The 18,245-nt window shown below is 54.7% G+C and carries 15 protein-coding genes; 6 read left to right on the forward strand and 9 right to left on the reverse strand.

Going from position 1 to position 18,245, the window contains the following annotated elements:
* Positions 1-9: 9 nt before the first annotated feature.
* Positions 10-1,992, reverse strand: a complete 1,983-nt coding sequence (locus A6R74_RS05300) for a sigma-54-dependent Fis family transcriptional regulator (RefSeq protein ID WP_064233412.1) — start codon at positions 1,990-1,992, stop codon at positions 10-12.
* Positions 1,993-2,281: 289 nt separating this feature from the next.
* Here A6R74_RS05300 and A6R74_RS05305 point away from each other — a divergent pair, with 289 nt between their 5' ends.
* The 3 genes from A6R74_RS05305 (at position 2,282) to A6R74_RS05315 (ending at position 6,310) form a co-directional block, all read left to right on the forward strand.
* The gene (locus A6R74_RS05305) at positions 2,282-4,102 is read left to right on the forward strand and encodes an NAD(P)/FAD-dependent oxidoreductase (protein WP_064233413.1); all 1,821 of its coding nucleotides are present in this window, start codon (positions 2,282-2,284) and stop codon (positions 4,100-4,102) included.
* 15 nt (positions 4,103-4,117) lie between these two features.
* Positions 4,118-5,194 carry a 2,3-butanediol dehydrogenase gene (locus tag A6R74_RS05310; RefSeq protein ID WP_276204774.1) on the forward strand — a complete coding sequence of 359 codons (1,077 nt, stop codon included), beginning with the start codon at positions 4,118-4,120 and terminating at the stop codon, positions 5,192-5,194.
* 519 nt (positions 5,195-5,713) lie between these two features.
* Complete coding sequence (locus A6R74_RS05315) at positions 5,714-6,310, forward strand: OmpW/AlkL family protein (RefSeq protein ID WP_172821670.1); 597 nt, start codon at positions 5,714-5,716, stop codon at positions 6,308-6,310.
* A 111-nt stretch (positions 6,311-6,421) separates the two neighbouring features.
* Here the strand turns inward: A6R74_RS05315 and pepQ are convergent, their stop codons facing one another.
* The 7 genes from pepQ to A6R74_RS05350 form a co-directional block, all read right to left on the reverse strand.
* Positions 6,422-7,720, reverse strand: coding sequence for a Xaa-Pro dipeptidase (pepQ, locus tag A6R74_RS05320; protein WP_064233414.1), 1,299 nt, complete (start codon positions 7,718-7,720; stop codon positions 6,422-6,424).
* A gap of 72 nt (positions 7,721-7,792) precedes the next feature.
* Entirely contained in the window at positions 7,793-8,704 is a 912-nt protein-coding gene (locus A6R74_RS05325) for a LysR family transcriptional regulator (RefSeq protein WP_064233415.1), read from the reverse strand.
* Between the two features lie 58 nt (positions 8,705-8,762).
* Complete coding sequence (locus A6R74_RS05330) at positions 8,763-9,824, reverse strand: ABC transporter ATP-binding protein (RefSeq protein WP_064233416.1); 1,062 nt, start codon at positions 9,822-9,824, stop codon at positions 8,763-8,765.
* Positions 9,821-10,837 (reverse strand): ABC transporter ATP-binding protein, encoded by a 1,017-nt coding sequence (locus tag A6R74_RS05335; RefSeq protein WP_064233417.1) that lies wholly within the window; start codon positions 10,835-10,837, stop codon positions 9,821-9,823. Before A6R74_RS05335 ends, A6R74_RS05330 begins: the two co-directional genes overlap by 4 nt.
* Positions 10,838-10,844: 7 nt before the next feature.
* Positions 10,845-11,798 (reverse strand): ABC transporter permease, encoded by a 954-nt coding sequence (locus tag A6R74_RS05340; RefSeq protein WP_205634142.1) that lies wholly within the window; start codon positions 11,796-11,798, stop codon positions 10,845-10,847.
* Positions 11,795-12,844 (reverse strand): ABC transporter permease, encoded by a 1,050-nt coding sequence (locus A6R74_RS05345; RefSeq protein WP_064233418.1) that lies wholly within the window; start codon positions 12,842-12,844, stop codon positions 11,795-11,797. The genes A6R74_RS05340 and A6R74_RS05345 overlap by 4 nt, the downstream gene beginning before the upstream one ends.
* A gap of 189 nt (positions 12,845-13,033) precedes the next feature.
* Positions 13,034-14,614 carry an ABC transporter substrate-binding protein gene (locus tag A6R74_RS05350; RefSeq protein WP_064233419.1) on the reverse strand — a complete coding sequence of 527 codons (1,581 nt, stop codon included), beginning with the start codon at positions 14,612-14,614 and terminating at the stop codon, positions 13,034-13,036.
* Between the two features lie 299 nt (positions 14,615-14,913).
* Here A6R74_RS05350 and A6R74_RS05355 point away from each other — a divergent pair, with 299 nt between their 5' ends.
* Positions 14,914-15,462, forward strand: a complete 549-nt coding sequence (locus tag A6R74_RS05355; RefSeq protein WP_064233420.1) for a hypothetical protein — start codon at positions 14,914-14,916, stop codon at positions 15,460-15,462.
* Between the two features lie 51 nt (positions 15,463-15,513).
* Here A6R74_RS05355 and A6R74_RS05360 read toward each other — a convergent pair whose 3' ends face one another.
* Positions 15,514-15,900 carry a glutaredoxin family protein gene (locus tag A6R74_RS05360; RefSeq protein WP_064233421.1) on the reverse strand — a complete coding sequence of 129 codons (387 nt, stop codon included), beginning with the start codon at positions 15,898-15,900 and terminating at the stop codon, positions 15,514-15,516.
* Positions 15,901-16,191: 291 nt separating this feature from the next.
* Between A6R74_RS05360 and mpl the strand changes: the two genes are divergently transcribed.
* Positions 16,192-17,601 (forward strand): UDP-N-acetylmuramate:L-alanyl-gamma-D-glutamyl-meso-diaminopimelate ligase, encoded by a 1,410-nt coding sequence (gene mpl, locus A6R74_RS05365; protein ID WP_064233422.1) that lies wholly within the window; start codon positions 16,192-16,194, stop codon positions 17,599-17,601.
* The gene (locus tag A6R74_RS05370; protein ID WP_064233423.1) at positions 17,598-18,242 is read left to right on the forward strand and encodes a flavin prenyltransferase UbiX; all 645 of its coding nucleotides are present in this window, start codon (positions 17,598-17,600) and stop codon (positions 18,240-18,242) included. The genes mpl and A6R74_RS05370 overlap by 4 nt, the downstream gene beginning before the upstream one ends.
* Positions 18,243-18,245 lie beyond the last annotated feature (3 nt).

The raw sequence follows: 18,245 nt of genomic DNA on the forward strand, positions 1-18,245 counted from the left end.
TCTCTATCGTCATCCCTGCCAATTTGGCGGCACGATGCCTTGGCGCTGCATTTGCCGGTAGACTGTGGGCCGCGAAACCCCCAGCGCACGAGCCACGGCGCTTATGTTCCAGTAGTGCTCCTTAAGCATTTCCAGCAGTGTGTGATCGGTGTCGCTACCAGTGCCTGCAGGCAGGGAAGGCGCCTGCTGGGTAATGCGTTGGCTTAGGCACTGTTCGGGTAGATCATGAACGGTGATTTCGTCGCTTTCCGAGGTTGCTAGGGCAAAGGCCAACGCATTTTTTAGCTGCCGGATATTGCCGGGCCAGGCGTAGGCGAGCAGGGCGCTAATGGCATCCGCCCTTAGCCTGGGTGAGGGGCTGCCGCCGCGTTCGCTGACTACGTCGTTAAACACCTGACGAATCACGTAGAGCTTATCGGCCCGTTCGCGCAGCGCGGGCAGGCGGAGTTGGGCTCCGTTAAGGCGGTAGTAGAGATCTTCGCGAAATTCGCCCTGATCGATCATCGCATCGATATTGCGGTGTGTGGCGGTAATCACCCGTATATCGACTTTCACGGGCGTATTGGCACCCAGCGGCATGACTTCCCTCTCTGCCAGCACTCGCAGCAGCCGGGTTTGTAGGGCCAAGGGCATATCGCCGATTTCATCTAAAAACAGTGTGCCGCCGTGGGCTTGGGGGATTAGCCCCCGCATACCTTTGGCTCGACCCCCGGTAAACGCGCCAGACTCGTAACCAAACAGCTCGCTTTCGATCAGCGCTTCAGGGATGGCAGCGCAGTTAACCGCGATAAAGGGGCCTTTTGATCGGTTGCCGCTGTCATGCAGCGCGCGGGCAACGACCTCTTTGCCGGTGCCGGTTTCTCCGCTAATCAGTACATTAACGCTGGCTTCGTTGCGCAGCCGTTCGGCCAGCTTCTGGACTTTGCGCATAGCGGGGTCGTCAGCGCCCAATCGTGCCAGTGCCCCTGGCAGGCTGGAAGGCAGCGATTGTGCTTGCTGAGCAGGCCGGGGGCGACGCGGTTCCAGCAGGCTTATAAAGTAAATGGTGTTGTCGACTCTGGCACGAAAAGCGCGCAGTTGATCGTCAGTGGCGCTGTTGATGCTAAGGACATCGGCGATCTCGCACTCGAATAGCTCCCCTAACATATGGGTGTGATGGGGTGACCAGGGTGGCCAACGACGCTGATGGCTGGCGATCAGCTCACGGCCCACGGCGTTGGCGGCAATCACCTGCCCGTTTTCTTCAATGGCGATTAAACCACGCCCGTTCACATGGACAAACTCACGTGAAGTGTCCAGGCGCACCATCAGGCAGTCGCGGTAGCGCTGCAGAAAGTAGGCATCCTCAATCATGCGGGCGTAGAGCGTTACCAGCGAGAGGCTGAAGTTTTGGCTCTCATGCTGAGTAGGCGATTGCAGCGCAGAGATATCCAGCACGGCCATCACATTGCCCTGTGGGTCGGCGATGGGCGCGGCGGTGCAGGTGAGCGAAATATGCGAGGCGTCGAAGTGCTCCTGGCGGTGACAGATAATCGCCTGGCGGTCATGCAGGCAGGTGCCCACCGCACAGGTGCCCGCAAAACGCTCGTCCCAGTCGGCACCCAGATAGAGGCCCGCTTTTCGCAGCTGCTGGTCTTGGTTGGGGTCGCCGCGAAACTCAACGGTTATACCTCGGTGGTCGGTAAGCAGCAGCACATAGCCTAGCTGGGCGATTTGTTGATAGAGCTGGTCAACCCCAGCGCGTGCCACGTGCAAAAGTTCATCGACAGATTCCCGATGCTCAATCAGGGTCTGCTGGGGTACAACGCGGGCAGGGCGGGGTCGAGTCGGGTCGAGCTGGTACTCGTTTAGACAGCGCAGCCAGGAGCGTCGGATGGTCGCTTGAGCCGGTAGCTGCGGTACGTCCAAGCCTTCGCCGAGCTGGAAAACATGCTCGATATGCTGGCGCTGCACCGATTGCAGCCGTGCAGGCAGGGGCAATTGAGAGGGCATGGCGTGATTCACTCTGGAGATTGTTATTGTCCTTCCAGCCTATGCGCTCTGGCGTGGCTGTCAACGCAGCGCTATTACGCCGTTAGTCGCGGGTTACACCTGTAACGGCTGACTGTAAACCATGTGACAGGTGTACGCGCTGCATAACGCCCAGTTGGTAACGGTTTTTTAGTTTTTATTTTAATTTTTCAATAGCTTGTAGTTTGTTTTGAGTGATTGGCATAGCGGGTGCTTAGGGTTGAGTGTCACAAGACAGTCAACAATAACAAACCTGCATGGAGTACCCGCTATGTCAGAGACACATACTCAAGCACAAACCCAGCAAACCGCCACGGCCACTGTTCAAGGCTGGTTGAGTAATTTTGATCAGGCGCTGCAAGCCCAGGACATTCAGGGTGTGCTCGCGCTGTTTAATGAAGAGTGCTACTGGCGCGACTTCCTTACCTTCACTTGGAATTTAAAGACCTGCGAGGGCAAGGATGCTATTCAAGCCATGCTCAATGCCACTTTGGAGAACGCGCGCCCTTCAAACTGGCAGCTAGAAGGCGAAGCGACTCAAAATGGCGATATTACTGAGTCGTGGTTCACCTTTGAGACTGCGGTTGCCAGCGGCAAAGGCTACCTGCGGCTGAAAGAGGGTAAGTGCTGGACGCTGCTAACCACGATGCAGTCCCTACACGACTTCCCTGAACCGCGTAATCACCACCGCCCCAAAGGCGCTGAGCACGGTGCCAATAAGCAGCGTGAAACCTGGCTTGAAGCGCGAGAGCGTGAAGAGGCAGAGCTTGGCTACACGCAGCAGCCCTACTGCGTAGTGATTGGTGGCGGCCAGGGCGGTATTGGCTTGGGGGCACGGCTGAAGCAGATGGGCGTGCCGACCATTATTATCGAGCGTAACGAGCGTGCGGGGGATTCCTGGCGCAAGCGTTATAAGTCGCTCTGTCTGCACGATCCGGTCTGGTACGACCACCTACCCTATATTCCTTTCCCTGAAAACTGGCCGGTGTTTGCGCCCAAAGACAAGGTAGGTGATTGGCTGGAGATGTACACAAAAGTGATGGAGCTCAATTATTGGAGTTCCACCGAGTGTCAGAATGCACACTTCGACGAAGCCGCAGGCGAGTGGGTGGTGAACGTCAAGCGTAACGGCGAAGCGATCACTTTGCGACCCAAGCAACTGGTGATGGCCACCGGGATGTCGGGAATGGCTAATGTGCCGACATTCCCTGGCGCGGAAAGCTTTGCAGGGGAGCAGCAGCACTCCAGCCAGCACCCCGGGCCGGATGCCTACAAAGGTAAGAAGTGCGTCATTGTGGGCTCCAATAACTCCGCCCACGATATTGCCGCCGCGCTATGGGAGCACGATGCTGATGTGACCATGTTACAGCGTTCATCTACCCATATCGTTAAGTCGGATTCGCTGATGGAGGAAGTGCTCGGGCCGCTATATTCGGAAGAAGCCGTTGCCGGTGGGGTGACCACTGAAAAAGCCGATCTGATTTTTGCTTCGATTCCTTACAAGGTGTTGCCAGACGTTCAACGCCCGGCATTTGAGGCGATCAAACAGCGCGACGCCGAGTTCTATCAAAAGCTCGAAGACGCGGGTTTTCTGCTCGACTTCGGGGACGATGATTCTGGACTGTTTTTGAAGTATCTACGCCGGGGCTCGGGTTACTACATCGATGTGGGCGCCTGTGATCTGGTCGCCAATGGCGATATCAAGCTGCGCAGCGGCGTAGGCATTGAGCGGATCAATCCCCACTCCATCACACTGACCGATGGCAGCGAGCTAGAAGCAGACTTAATCGTTTATGCCACCGGCTATGGCTCCATGAACGGCTGGGCGGCGCGGCTTATCTCCCAAGAGGTGGCGGATAAAGTGGGCAAATGCTGGGGCTTAGGCTCTGACACGACTAAAGACCCCGGCCCATGGGAGGGCGAGCTGCGCAATATGTGGAAACCCACCCAGCAGGAGGCGCTGTGGTTCCACGGCGGTAACCTGCACCAGTCGCGGCACTACTCACACTATTTGGCGCTGCAGTTGAAGGCACGCATGGAGGGGCTGGAAACGCCTGTCTATGGTTTGCAGCCGGTTCACCACACGTCTTAACAGGAAGGGTAACCTATGAGTCAGTCCATCAGTCAGCAAACGATGCAGGCCGCGGTGTGGTACGCGGCAAAAGACCTTCGCGTCGAACAAGTACCGGTTCCCACTATCAACGATCCCCATGCGGTGAAGGTAAAAGTCGCCGCCTGTGGTATCTGCGGTAGTGATCTGCACGAGTACGCCGCCGGGCCAATTTTTATTCCGGTGGGTAAGCCGCACCCGATTAGTGGCGAACAGGCGCCGATTATTATGGGCCACGAATTCGCCGGGGAAGTGGTTGAGGTCGGCGATAAGGTAACGCGAGTGAAAGTGGGCGACCGTGTCGCTATTGAGCCGATTCTCTCGCCTAATAAAGACGGCGCCTACCAAATGGAGCGCTATAACCTGACGCCCATGCTCGGCTTTCACGGCCTCTCGGGCGGTGGTGGCGGCTTCTCTGAGTTCACTGTGATGGGTGAGCACATGGTGCATAAGCTGCCAGATGAGCTTAGCTACGAGCAAGGCGCCCTGGTAGAGCCCGCGGCGGTAGCGCTACATGCGGTGCGTCAAAGCTGCCTGAAAGCCGGGGATAGTGCGGCGGTATTCGGCGCAGGGCCCATTGGCTTGATGACCATTGAAGCGCTAAAAGCGGCCGGGGCAGCGCAAATTTATGCCGTTGAGGTGGCGCCTTCTCGAAAAGCCAAAGCCGAAGCGTTAGGCGCCATTGTGGTTGACCCGCAGCAGGAGGATGCGGTGGCAAAAATTCAATCACTGAGCGGTGGCGGCGTGGACGTGGCGTTTGAGGTAACTGGCATTCCTGCGGTGCTGAATCAGGCGCTGCATAGCACCCACGAAGGCGGTGAAGTGGTGGTGGTCAGTATATGGGAAGGGGAGGCCAGCTTTCAGCCTAACGATCTGGTCATTAAAGAGCGCACCATGAAGGGCATTATCGCCTATCGCCATGTGTATCCAGCGGTAATGGCGCTAATGCAACGGGGCTATTTCCGGGCCGAAGATATGGTCACCCAGCGCATTCCCCTGGCGGACATTGTGGAGGAGGGCTTTGAGGCGCTGTTAAACGATAAGGCTCAAGTGAAGATCATCGTGACACCCTAGTGACTTTGATGATTTCTAGACGCTAGCTAACTCACATGATGCTTTGTGATGCAAAAAGGCTACAAATTGCGCAATGCTGGTGCAGTTTATTTGCTGCAATGCGAGAGAGATCAATAAAGATCAAACTATATTTTATTAATACATTGTTTTATATGTATTTTTTAAAAATTGGCACGCAGATCGCAATATATATGGCAAAGGGTGAGTGAATAGAGAAACAACGGCTTAGATAGTTTGCTTCTCTCCCTTCTTCACCTACATCGCTACCACTTAGTAGCGATAAACCGAGTGAGCTGGCGTGCTCCACCTGGGTCCCCTTCGGGGGACTTTTTTTATGGCCGAATTTTATGTACGCATTTTATAAAATAGAAAAACTATCAGGGCGCACTTTCTTATAACAATATTTCACAAGACATTTGGAAACAGTGTTCGTATACTACATTCTGTACAGGAAAGTAGGATAGCAAGTACCGCAATCCCAAGCGCATGGAACTGCGCACTGCATAGAGGATGACCCTGATGAGTAATATGAAACTGATTTCTGCCGCTGTTATCACCGCTAGCTTTGCTCTGGCAAGCCAGGCAGCATTGGCTTATAACGCTGGTGACGTATTTGTTCGTGGCGGCGTTGCCCAAACGGATACGGGTTCAGGTAATGGTAATCTGAATGGTGATTCACTGAACGTGCAGAGCGCTCGCGGCTTTACCTTCGGTGCTGGTTACCTGTTTACCGATAAGGTCGGCGTTGAGCTCAACAGCTCTGAGAAGTTCGAGCACGATCTGAATACATCTGCTTTAGGCGATGTGGGTAGCGTAGATCGTCTGCCTGTTAACCTATTAGTTAACTACTACCCAATGGGTGGTTTGGATTCCAAAGTTCAGCCTTACGTGGGTGCTGGCCTTAATTACACACGCTTCTCTGGCGAGCCTAGCGGTGTAAACGTTGATGAGAGTTATGGCGCCATCGGCCAAGTGGGTGTTGATCTGGCTGTGACCGATAACATCATGCTCAATGGCTATGCAAGCTATGCTGATGTGAACGCTGATATCAACGTGGGCGGTGAAGTCGACATTGAACCTGTCACCATTGGCGGTGGTGTTACTTACCGCTTCTAAGTTTCGTTTCTAAGTTCCATCTGGCTACACTTGATAGCCAGACACAATTCAACGCCCGGCCATGTGCCGGGCGTTGTTTGTTTTAGTACTTGGAAAGCGCTGTTACAGAGCTTAGGGCGTGAGATTTGCAAAGCCACTTTCTGTCACCACCACATTATCTTCAATACGAATACCGCCACAGGGCGCAAGCTGGTCGACGAGCTGCCAGTTAATAGGCAGATCCGTATTGCGCAGCGGGGCGAGGAGCATATGGATAAAATACAGCCCGGGCTCAATGGTAATGACCATGCCAGGGCGCAGCGTGCGTGTAAGCCGCAGCGCTGGGTGCTGTTCTGGGGCAGGGGCTGGCGTGCCATCCGGGTGGCGTAACCCAGCCACATCGTGTACCTGGAGGCCCAGAGAATGACCCAGTCCATGAGGGCAGAATGCACGCGTAATGCCTTCGGCCACCGCTTGATTGGCGGTGCCTTTAAACAGATCGTTAGCCACCAATATTTCGCCTAGCTGCTGATGCATTTGCTCGTGCAGTGATACAAAACTAACGTCTGGTGCTACGTCTTTGACCAGCGCATCTTTTAACCCCTGCATGGCGGTGACCAGCTCGCCAAACACAGAGGGTGCATCGGGGCCTACATAAGTGCGGGTAATATCGGCGCAGTAACCGCGAAAGCGGCGGCCTGCATCGACCAGCAGGCTGTAGCGCTGTTTCGGCGCGCTAAGGTCGTAGTGTTGGTAGTGCAGAACCCCAGCATGTGCGTTTAAGCCAATAATATTTTGGTAAGGCACGTTTGATTCGCGCTGACGGCTGGCCCCCAGGTATGCCAATTGAATATCCAGCTCAGCGGATGCCCCCATAAAAGCGGCTTGTGCGGCCTGGTGTCCCGCTATCGCTAGGCGGTTGGCTTCACGAAGACAGGCGATCTCATAGGGCGTTTTAAACAGACGTAGCTCATCCAGTGCCGTAATCACTGGCTCGGGTTGAACGTCAGCCTTTGACGCCAGTTGGGCACCGCTGGTGAGTCGCCCGATATCACCAATAACGGCGGTTTTGCCGGTCAATGGTGGGGCGATTTTATCGCTGCATAGGTGGATGTCGAATTCAGTTACCCAGGGCTCTTCGGGTAACTGAGTAGGCAAATGCCAAAAGTCGGCGGGCGCATATAAGTAGAGCTGTGGGCGTTTTTCAGGCTGAATAATCAGCCAGCTATGCTGCACATCCGCTAACCCCACCCAGTGCATAAAATGCCCATAGGTTTGAAAAGGCGGGGCATGGTCATCAGCAAAGTGCGTGCTCGCGTGACCACTATAAATTGCTAGGCTATCCAGTTTTTGGTCAGCCAGAATTTCAGCATAAGCACGCTGTAGATGCGCGATATGGTCGCGTTGCAAGTTAAATAAGCTAGTTGACATTTAAAACGGTGCCTTCTGTTAAGTAAGCTTTCTCAAATACGCCTTTTCAAATACGCCTTCTCAAATACGTGCTTAGGCACGTGGCGGAGTAAGCTCGCTCCAGAACCCATCCAGTTCAGCATGGTGATGGCTTTGGTGGCGATATAGCCGTAGCTCCATGGGGACATCCCAGCGGCTATCGCCCGCTCTTACCAGAGTACCTTGAGCAAGCTCCGCGGCCACGTTGCGCTCAGGCAGCCAGCTCATTCCATAGCCCAGCAGCACCAGCTCTTTAATGCCCGCCGCGTAGAGATTTTCACTCTGCGCAGTTAGAAAGGTGGTTTGCGGAAGCCTGGCTAAGTGGGCTTTTACCGCAGATCCCAGCAACCCGCGCTTAGGGTAGGCAAGCCATGGCAATGGCTGGGAGCGCGATCCTGGCAACAGTGCGCGGGGTTTGCCCTCTGGGGTTAGCCCGGTCACTGGAATCAGTCGCTCATGCCCAATCACGCGATAGTTGCAGGCGCTAGTGTCGATATCCAGGTCGCAGCGTCCGATCGGCCAGTAACAGATCGCCAAGTCGCACTCGGCTCGAGCTAAGGCTTGAAAATAGTCATTGGCTACCCAGCCGGTCGCCCGCAAATAGGGCTGAACGCGATCTTGCCAGCCTGTAGAGGCTAGCCATTCCGGTAAAAAGTGCGGCAATAGGCTCTGCGGCGCGGCGACCATAATACGCCGCTGCTGACCTGCGTTAATCTCGCGCACTCGGTCACGGGTCAAACGCACTCGCTCAGTCACCTGTTCGCACAGGGTCAAAAATTCCTCCCCTGCCGGGGTGAGCGAAAGCGGTAGCGTTTGACGATTAATCAGCGTTACGCCCATCTCCTCCTCAAGCAGTTTAATCCGCCGGGAGAAGGTGGGCTGGGTAACGTGTTGATCATCCGCTGCGCGAGAGAAGTGCCGCGTTCTGGCCAGGGCGATAAAATCTTCTAGCCAGCGAATTTCCATGCGCTACCTCTTAGTGCAGGAATCAGTGCAGGAATTAGTGCAGGAATAAATAGCCGCCTCACAGGCGCCCCTCCTCAACAGCGTGGCACGCTACACGGGTTCCATCACCCTGGGTTTGCAGCACGGGAATCTCTTGCTTGCAGCGGGCGTTGGCATGGGGACAGCGACCATGGAAGACGCAGCCGCTGGGTAGATTAACCGGAGTCGGCACTTCGCCGGTTAGCCGAATATGCTGGGGGCGGTCATCCTTCAAACGTGGAATCGCCGAGAGCAGCGCCTGGGTATAGGGGTGGCGCGGCTTTTCAAACAGCGTGGCCGTAGTGGCAATTTCACACACCGTGCCTAAGTACATCACCGCCACCCGGGTGCCAAAGTGCTCTACGACGGCTAGGTCGTGGGTAATGAATAGATAGGTCAGATTACGTTCTTGCTGGGCTTCCATCAGCAGGTTGAGTACCTGGGCTTGAATGGAGACATCCAGCGCAGAAATGGGCTCATCGGCAACGATAAACTCCGGATCCACGGCCAGCGCACGAGCAATGGCAATACGCTGGCGTTGCCCGCCGGAGAACTCATGACCAAAGCGCTTACCCCAGTCTGGGTCGATACCCACCGAGCGCATCACCTCTTCCACCTTGTCGAGAATCTGCGGCCGTTTCCAATCAGGATGGTGCAAACGCAGCGGCTCTTCCAGAGTTTGTTGAATTGTCATGCGTGGATTGAGCGACGCATAAGGGTTCTGGAAGATCATCTGCATGCGCTTGCGATACGGCAGCAACTGGCGGGAACTCAAGTTGTCGATGCGGTTACCATCGTAGCGTATTTCACCTTCAGACGGGGTTAGCAGCCCCATAACGGTGCGAGCCACGGTGGATTTGCCACAGCCTGACTCGCCCACCACGCACAGCGCTTCACCGCGTTTGATATCCAGATTGACGCCGTTAATAGCGTGAACGTGTTCCTGGTGACGCACCAGTTTACCGCCCTTAAAACGCAGCTGATCCAGAAAATCGCCAGAGAGAGAAAAACGCTTTTTAAGATCGCGAATCTGCAGCAGCGAGTCGGCGCTCTCTTCATTCTGCGTGTGAGGCGCGTTCAGCGTTTCTGCCTGTGCACTCATAAGGTTTCCTCTTTCAAACGGCGATCTTCGAGCATTTCAGCGACCATATGACATGCCACACGGCAGTTGCCGGATTCGACAAATTCTGGCACCTGCTGGGTGCAGGCGGGGCGGGGCTGACCATCGGCACGATTGATAAAATCGCAGCGTGGATGAAACGCGCAGCCGCTAGGCAGGTTAGAGAGTGACGGCATGCTGCCACGAATTTGATTGAGCTTCTCGCCCGGTGTTGCCATTTGTGGCAGGGCGTTGATTAACCCCTGTGTATAGGGGTGCTGCGGGTCATTAATAATTTCCCGGGTTGGCCCTTGTTCAATGACTCGACCGGCGTACATGACCAGCATGCGCTGGGTAACTTGGCTGACCACGCCCAGATCGTGGGTGATCAAAATCAGCCCCACGTTATGCTGCTCGCAAAGATCTAGCAGCAGCGCCATGATTTCGGCCTGGATCGTCACGTCGAGTGCCGTGGTAGGCTCGTCGGCGATAATAATATCTGGATCAAGGAGTAGCGCGATGGCGATAATAATCCGCTGGCGCATACCACCGGAAAGCTCGTGGGGGTACTGATCCAGACGCGTTTCTGGCGAAGGGATTTGCACCTGACGCAGCTTATCCAGAGCAATCCCGCGAGCCTCTTTGGAGGAGATGCGTCGGTGCGCTTTTAAGCACTCGACCATCTGTTCGCCAATAGAGAGCACTGGGTTGAGCGTCATCATCGGGTCTTGGAAAATCATTGAAACGCGATTGCCGCGCACTTTTCGCAGACCGCGCTCAGACATGCGGTTAAGCACCTGACCGTCAAAAGTCACCGTGCCGCCGGCGATAAAGCCCGGTTTGGCAATCAGGTTGAGTAGCGAGAACGCAGCGACGGATTTGCCTGCGCCGGACTCACCGACAATGCCCAAGCGCTCACCACGCTCAAGGCTGAAACAAATATCGCGCAGGGCGTGTACGTCACCTTGGCGCAGCGCAAAACGGACATCGAGGTTGTTGACTTCAAGTAGTGCCATGGTGTCCTCAGCCTTTGTAGAGTCGTGGGTTCATGACATCACGCAGCCAATCGCCGAGTAGATTGATCGACAGCACCAGCACCACCAGTACAGCACCTGGAATCAAGGTGATCCACCAGGAGCCTGACTGAATATAGTCAAAGCCAGACTTGATCAGTGAGCCCAGCGACGGGTGCGTCTCTGGCATACCCAGTCCCAAAAACGACAGTGCCGCTTCAGAGATAATCGCGTTGGCAATCTGCACGGTGGAGATAACAAAGATCGGCGACATGGTGTTAGGCAGCACGTGGCGGAACATAATCCGTTTGCTGCGCAGCCCCATCACACGGGCAGCATCAACGTACTCTTTGTTCTTCTCTGCAAGCACTGAGGCGCGCACGGTACGCGCATACTGAGGCCATTCGGCCAGGCCGATAATCAGGATCAGCATCATCACCGCGTACTGGCTATAGAAGGCGCTGCCCATGGTCGCTTTGACCAAGGCGCCCACCACAATAGCGACCATTAGCGTCGAAAAGGAGAGCTGAATATCCGCCAGGCGCATCAAAATCGTATCAACACGACCGCCTAGATACCCCGCCATCAGGCCGAAAGTGACCCCTAGAAGGGCCTGCAAAATAACTGCGCCGAAGCCGATCAGTAGCGAGACACGGGTGCCATACAGCACTACCGACCACAAATCGCGGCCCTGAGCGTCGGTACCCAGGGCGAAGCGGTCATCAGCTCCATCGATCCAGAAGGGAGGTAGCTCGGATGACATGATGTCGATCTGAGAGAGGTCATAAGGGTTTGTGGGTGCCAGCAGCGGTGAGGCAAAGGCCGCGATCACCATGCAAATAAACACAGCCAGGCAGAGCTGGGCAGTGTAATCCCGTTTAAAGCTGTACCACATATAAGAGTCGCGTAGGCGCGCCCAGCGGCTGGGTGGAGCGCTCGCGGGGGAATTAGGTGTCATACTCATGCGGGCTTCCCAGTCAGTTTAACAGTGGGGTTCACCATGCCGTAGATCAGATCTACAATCGTGTTGGTGACCACAAAAATAACCCCGACAATCATCAGGTAGGTCACAATTAACGGGATATCGGCGCGGTTAATCGCGTCTAGGAACATCAGTCCCATCCCCGGCCATTGGAAAACGGTTTCGGTCAAAATGGTGTACGCCACCATGGTGCCGATCTGCACGCCGCCCACGGTAATCACTGGCAGCATGGTGTTCTTGAGGGCGTGAACGAAATACACCCGACGCATCGAAATGCCTTTAGCGCGGGCGTACTTCACATACTCCGACTGCAGGACTTCCATCATTTCAGCGCGAATCAGGCGAATAAACAGCGGTAGCATGATGGAGGCTAGGGAGACCGCCGGTAGTACCAGATGCTGTAAACCGTTCCAGGTCGCCAGGTTGGTGTCCCAGTGACCCACCACGTTGACGAGATCATAGCCACGGCCGAAGGAGGGCATATTACCTTCGGTGGAGAAGAAAGCATTGAGCCATGCGCCCCAGCCGGTACTTTCTGGGAACAACGTAACGGTGACGCCAATGGCGAAAATCTGAATCAGTACAATCGCGGTCAAAAACACCGGAATCGAAATGCCGATGATCGACACGCCCATAAACAGGCGCGATATCGGCGAGCGCGGTTTGATGGCGCTATACACTCCTATGGGGACTGAAAACAGCACAATAATCAGCGTCGCGGCAAATACCAGCTCCAGGGTGGCGGGTAAATGGCGGGCGATTACTTCTAACGCTGGTTCGCGGTAGAAATACGAGTAGCCAAAATCACCTTGCACGGCATTTTTGGCAAAGCGGACGTATTGCACCAGAAACGAGTCATTGAGGCCTAAGCGCTCGCGAATCTCTGCGCGCTCACTTTCCGGCACCGACTGGCCGACCATCTGCTGTACGGGGTCACCCAGGTTGTCCTGAATGGCGAAGGCCAGCACGCTGATGACAAACATCACCAAAATCGCGTGCATCAGCCGCTTGATTAAAAAGGCAATCATGGCGTACGCCACCTATGTGAAGGGTTCATCAAAGGGAGTAGGGGCATGTAATACAGAGTTTTCCCAGCCTCAAACCGCCATGCAAAAGGCTTCGCCCCCTAAACGCTTAGGGAGCGAAGCATCCTTGCGGTTTATGCTGAAGTGACTCTTTTGATTTAATGCTAGGCACTTAATCAGCGATGTTGATGCTTAGTCGTCGCTGCGATTAATTACTAGATCACCCAGGTAGGGGAAATCGATGGCGTTGACCACGGGTTCAACCTCAATGCCGTCAGCGGCGGCGTAGGCAAGGTTCTGCCAGTGCAGCATGATGTAGCCTACATCTTCGTAAAGCATAGCTTCGGCTTCACGCAGCATTTCTTTGCGTTTTTCGAGATCGGTTTCGCTATCGGCTTCTGTCACCAATGCATCAATCTCTTCGTTGCAGTAGTTGCCGTAGTTGTACTGACCCGCACCGGTCTCTTCATCAATACAGAAAGAGAGGTACTGGAAGAAGTTAGCGGTATCTTCGGTGTCAGCGTGCCAGCCGATCATCGCCATATCGGATTGGCGAGTATCGTATTCAGGCCAGTACTGCGCCAGGGGCATGGTACGCAAATCAACGTTAATATTGATTTGTGCCAGCATGTTAGCGACCGCTTGGGCAATCTGGGCATCGTTTACATAACGGTTGTTGGGGGCAATCATTTCAACGCTGAAGCCCTCTTCGTAGCCCGCTTCAGCCATTAGCTCTTTGGCGCGTTCAATGTCGTAGCGTGGCGTTAGATCTGGGTTATGACCTGAGTAGCCCTCAGGCGAGAATTGACCTGCTGGTGTGGCGAAACCGCGCATCAAACGGTCGGCAATGGCTTCTTGGTTAATGGCCAAATCGACTGCTTGACGAACACGTGCGTCTTGGAAGGCTTCAACGCGCTCTTCGTTCATTTGGAAGCCAATGATACGTGTACCGTCAATCTCAATCAGGTTGACGCCATCGGCCTCGCGTACACGATCCAGATCGTTAGGCGGAACGGCATCAATAAAGTCGACCCCGCCGGAGAGCAAGGCAGCAACCCGTGAGGCGTTCTCAGCGATAGGTGTCAGTACAATGCTAGATACATTGCCTTCACTTTCGGTATCCCAATAATCTGCAAAGCGTTCAAAATCAACCCGGACACCCTGGCGGCGGTCGGTGACAATAAATGGGCCGGTGCCGGAAACGTTGCGCGAAGCAAAGGAGTTGCCTGCTTTGACGATTTCAGTTTTGTCATTGCCGTCGTCGGTTTCGCCGGTGTAGAACTCGCTATCCATCGGGAAGATGTAGGTAGCCAGGTTGAGTAGCAATGGGTAAGGTTCGGTGGTGACGATCTCAACGGTATAGTCGTCAACGGCTTCAGCGCTGGCAACCGGCTCAAAAATAGCACGGTAGTCAGGGCTCTCTTTTAGACGCTCAATGGTCCATACCACGTCTTTGGCAGTAAAATCGTTCCCAGAGTGGAAAGTAACGCCTTCACGCAGCGTCATACGCATGGTGGTTTCGTCGACTTGCTCCCACTCGGTGGCCAAGCGCGGTTCAAACTGGAAATCTTTTGTCCAGCGGACAAGCGGATCAAACGCAAGGTGAGAGAAGCGCAACATGCCGCCAGAGAGCTGCTCGTGGATATCGAGGGTTTCAGGGTCAGCGGAGTAACCAATGCGAAGCGTTTCAGCACTTGCGGTCATTGGCAGCAACGCCGTACCCGCTACCACTGCACCAATAACGGAAGCCAGTAAGGTTTTCTTGAGCGTCATATTCGTTCCCTTAAATCATTGTTTATTGTTCGCTTTGTCGCCGTTTGCCTAGCTTGAGGCACTCTTCCCGCTAGGCAAACGTCAGCAAAACAGACACGGTCAGTCTGTAAGCCCTCTTTACAACATAAGCTTACAACCTAGGCTTACAACATAGAGAGTGCTTATCACGTCATACAATCGAAATAATGACAGGCATCATTCGTCTACTGAATGATGAGGCTAATAGCGGCACGCTGATGGCTTAGCTTAAGACGAAAGTAGTAAGCGAAAAGCGACGCATAACTGGACGGAAACACCTTATGTGGAAAAAACTTGGGATAGCGTTGATCGCTTCTTGGCTACCTATCAATGGTTTTGCCGCTGAGCCTGTGGAGCAACGTAGCCCTAATCACGGGGGGGCAGAGCGCGCAGCGCCTGAAATAGCAGGCACGTTAGACGATGAACTACATGAGTGGTTTATTTTAAGTCACGGCAATGACTCAAATGCGTCTTTTGTTGAACTGGGTAACGATATCAGTATTGATATCACTGGTTCTGTTGACGATGAGGCATGGGAAGGCGAGGAGTCGCTCTCTATTAGCTTAACCGTGAACGAAGAGCAGTTAATCAATGCGGTGGTTATTTATTCCATTGGAAGTTCTATCTCCCCGCCGTTATTCACCTCTGAAGGCGGTGAAGTGGTCATAACGCTGACGCGCTATGAACGCTCCAGCCAAATCGTGCATGTGGCGGGTAAAATAACGGGTATATTGGCGTTGCAAATCGAGCTGGGTGAACCGCCAAGCCTAGACGAGGGCATTGAAATTGACGTGGCGTTCGATGTAGAAGCGCAAAAAATAGAGTTCTAATCCAGCAGGCCGACCTTTGCCAACCTGCTGAAAGCGCCTGGCAGGGCGATGTTAGGAAAATTGCTGGTGTAGCCAGGTATTAATGGCGTCAGATTCGTACATCCACTCTTCACGTCCATCGTCGTGGGTAATTTTCAAGCAGGGCACTTTGACTTTACCGCCCCCTTCCAACAGCGCCTGCTTATGGGCAGGGTCGAGCTGGGCATCACGTCGTTCAATGTTCAGGCCTAAGCGTGCCATTTCTTTGCGCACCTTGATGCAAAAAGGGCAGGTGCGAAATTGGTATAGCGCCAGCTTCTGGCAGGCTTGATCCACGCTAGCTTGCTCTTCAGGCGAGCGCTCTACAGACTTAGGCGTGGAAAGCTTCTCGGAGACCATCATGACCGGCGCAAGCACCAGGCGAAGGCCACGGAAAAAATAGCGAATTAAAACGCGCATCGAAAAGCTCCTTTGCTGATGTGTCGGCTCTCACCAGCGTAACGAGTGGGAAGTAAGTGATAGCCACTATTGATAAACAGTGGCTGCATCCTGCAACAACTGGAGGGATTTGTCACTTGAGGGTCGATTTGCCAGCGTTTATAGCGATGAGGTGATGAGCGAAAAGCGTCAACATGCTAGGCTGCTAGCCATTTTTAGACTATTTGGCTATTTCTAAACCATTTGGTTATTTTTACGTCATTTTTTGGCTTTTAGTAACTCAGTTTATGAGCGATTAACGGGGCGAGAGCCATGCATCTGCATATTATGGGTATCTGTGGCACCTTTATGGGTAGCCTTGCGCTGTTGGCGCGTGAAATGGGGCACCAGGTGAGTGGCTCCGATCAGAATGTTTACCCACCGATGAGCACCCAGTTGGTTGATGCGGGCATTACCCTGATGGAGGGCTATCACGCCGAGCATCTGTCGCCAGCGGCGGATCTTGTGATCGTCGGCAACGCTTTGTCACGGGGCAATGAAGAGGTTGAGGCGCTACTCAATAGCGGCTTGCCGTATACCTCGGGCGCGCAGTGGCTAGCCGAGCATGTGCTGCCTGGACGGCGCGTCATTGCCGTGGCGGGCACCCATGGAAAAACGACCACTGCAAGTGTATTAGCCTGGTTGCTAGACAGCGCGGGCTTAGCACCGGGTTTTCTGATTGGTGGCGTGCCGCGTAATTTTGGCGTGTCGGCGCGTTTGGGCGACCCGCAAGCACCGTTTGTGGTGGAAGCCGATGAGTACGATACGGCGTTCTTCGATAAACGCTCCAAATTTGTTCACTACCGCCCGCATATCGCCATACTCAATAATCTTGAATTTGACCACGCCGATATCTTTCCAGACCTGGCCGCTATTGAGCGCCAGTTTCATCACTTGGTGCGCACCGTGCCCAGCCAGGGCCAGTTGTTAGTTGCCGATCAGCAGCCTGCGCTTGAGCGTGTGTTAGAGCAGGGAGTCTGGACGCCGGTGGTGCACTTTGGCGATCAGGACACGAGCGAATGGCAGCTCAAGCTGGAGCGTGCCGACGCCAGTCGCTTCCAGGTCATTTATAGCGGTGATAAGACGGGTCAGGCGGGCAGCAGCCAAGAGCAGGATGGGGTCGTTGAGTGGCCGCTCACCGGCGAGCATAATGCCCGCAATGCACTGGCAGCGCTGGCGGCGGCCCATTTGTGTGGGGTGGATTTAGTCCGTGGCTGCGCGGCGCTGGCGCGTTTTGAAACGCCCAGACGACGCCAGGAAGTGCGCGGTGAGATCAATGGCATCCAGGTCATTGATGATTTCGCCCACCACCCCACGGCGATAGCCGCCACGCTTAAAGGTCTACGTGCAGCGACGACCAAAGGGCGTCTGCTGGCGGTAATTGAACCACGCTCTAACACCATGCGTTTAGGCGCGCTGCGCGAACGGCTAATGGAGAGCGTGGCAGACGCGGATGGCGTATTTTGGTTTCAGCCTGCTGGACTTGACTGGTCGATGGACGAACTCGTCGCCCGCCAGGGCGAGCACGCCCAGCTCTTTAGCGACATTGACGCGCTGGTGGCGGCCGTGGTCACTCAAGCGTCACCGCTAGACCGTATTGTGGTGATGTCCAACGGTGGCTTTGAGGGTGTTCATGAGCGACTGCTGGCCGCATTAGCGATAGCCAAAGAGGGAAAAGCGTGACAGATAGAGCAGAGGCAGCGTTTAAAAAGCCGATTACCGTGGCGCTCACCGGTGCGTCGGGGGCGCAATACGGTTTACGTCTGATCGATGTGTTAGTCGCAGCGGGTCATGAAGTGTGGGTAATGATTTCCAAAGCCGCCCATATGGTCATCGCCACGGAAACTGATATTGAGCTGCCTGCACAGCCCCAGCGTTTAGCCGAAGCGCTGAGTGAGCGCAGTGGCGCGCAGCCGGGTCAGATTCGCTGTTTCGGCCGCGAAGACTGGATGGCACCGGTGGCATCAGGTTCTGGTGCACCCTCTGCCATGGTGGTGTGCCCGTGCTCTACTGGCACGCTTTCAGCCGTGGCAACAGGGGCCAGCAATAACCTGATTGAGCGGGCGGCGGATGTGGCGATTAAAGAGCGCCGCACGCTGGTGCTAGTGCCGCGGGAAAGTCCATTTTCACCGATTCACCTAGAGCATATGCTGGCCTTGAGCCGTTTGGGAGTGGTCATCTTGCCGGCCGCGCCAGGGTTTTATCACTGCCCACAAAGTATTGATGATCTGATTGATTTTATTGTCGCGCGAATCCTTAATCAGTTGGGCATCGAGCATACGCTGGTACCTCGCTGGGGAGAGGTTGGAGATAAGGATGAGTGATCT

It is taken from the genome of Halomonas sp. ALS9 (assembly GCF_001651035.1).
Lineage (GTDB): Bacteria > Pseudomonadota > Gammaproteobacteria > Pseudomonadales > Halomonadaceae > Vreelandella.

Coding starts and splice junctions, on each gene's coding strand:
- A6R74_RS05340 (WP_205634142.1), bottom strand. CDS start 11,798: ATGAGTATGACACCTAATTCCCCCGCGAGCGCTCCACCCAGCCGCTGG.
- A6R74_RS05335 (WP_064233417.1), bottom strand. CDS start 10,837: ATGGCACTACTTGAAGTCAACAACCTCGATGTCCGTTTTGCGCTGCGC.
- mpl (WP_064233422.1), top strand. CDS start 16,192: ATGCATCTGCATATTATGGGTATCTGTGGCACCTTTATGGGTAGCCTT.
- A6R74_RS05325 (WP_064233415.1), bottom strand. CDS start 8,704: ATGGAAATTCGCTGGCTAGAAGATTTTATCGCCCTGGCCAGAACGCGG.
- A6R74_RS05350 (WP_064233419.1), bottom strand. CDS start 14,614: ATGACGCTCAAGAAAACCTTACTGGCTTCCGTTATTGGTGCAGTGGTA.
- pepQ (WP_064233414.1), bottom strand. CDS start 7,720: ATGTCAACTAGCTTATTTAACTTGCAACGCGACCATATCGCGCATCTA.
- A6R74_RS05300 (WP_064233412.1), bottom strand. CDS start 1,992: ATGCCCTCTCAATTGCCCCTGCCTGCACGGCTGCAATCGGTGCAGCGC.
- A6R74_RS05330 (WP_064233416.1), bottom strand. CDS start 9,824: ATGAGTGCACAGGCAGAAACGCTGAACGCGCCTCACACGCAGAATGAA.
- A6R74_RS05305 (WP_064233413.1), top strand. CDS start 2,282: ATGTCAGAGACACATACTCAAGCACAAACCCAGCAAACCGCCACGGCC.
- A6R74_RS05360 (WP_064233421.1), bottom strand. CDS start 15,900: ATGCGCGTTTTAATTCGCTATTTTTTCCGTGGCCTTCGCCTGGTGCTT.
- A6R74_RS05315 (WP_172821670.1), top strand. CDS start 5,714: ATGAGTAATATGAAACTGATTTCTGCCGCTGTTATCACCGCTAGCTTT.
- A6R74_RS05355 (WP_064233420.1), top strand. CDS start 14,914: ATGTGGAAAAAACTTGGGATAGCGTTGATCGCTTCTTGGCTACCTATC.
- A6R74_RS05345 (WP_064233418.1), bottom strand. CDS start 12,844: ATGATTGCCTTTTTAATCAAGCGGCTGATGCACGCGATTTTGGTGATG.
- A6R74_RS05310 (WP_276204774.1), top strand. CDS start 4,118: ATGAGTCAGTCCATCAGTCAGCAAACGATGCAGGCCGCGGTGTGGTAC.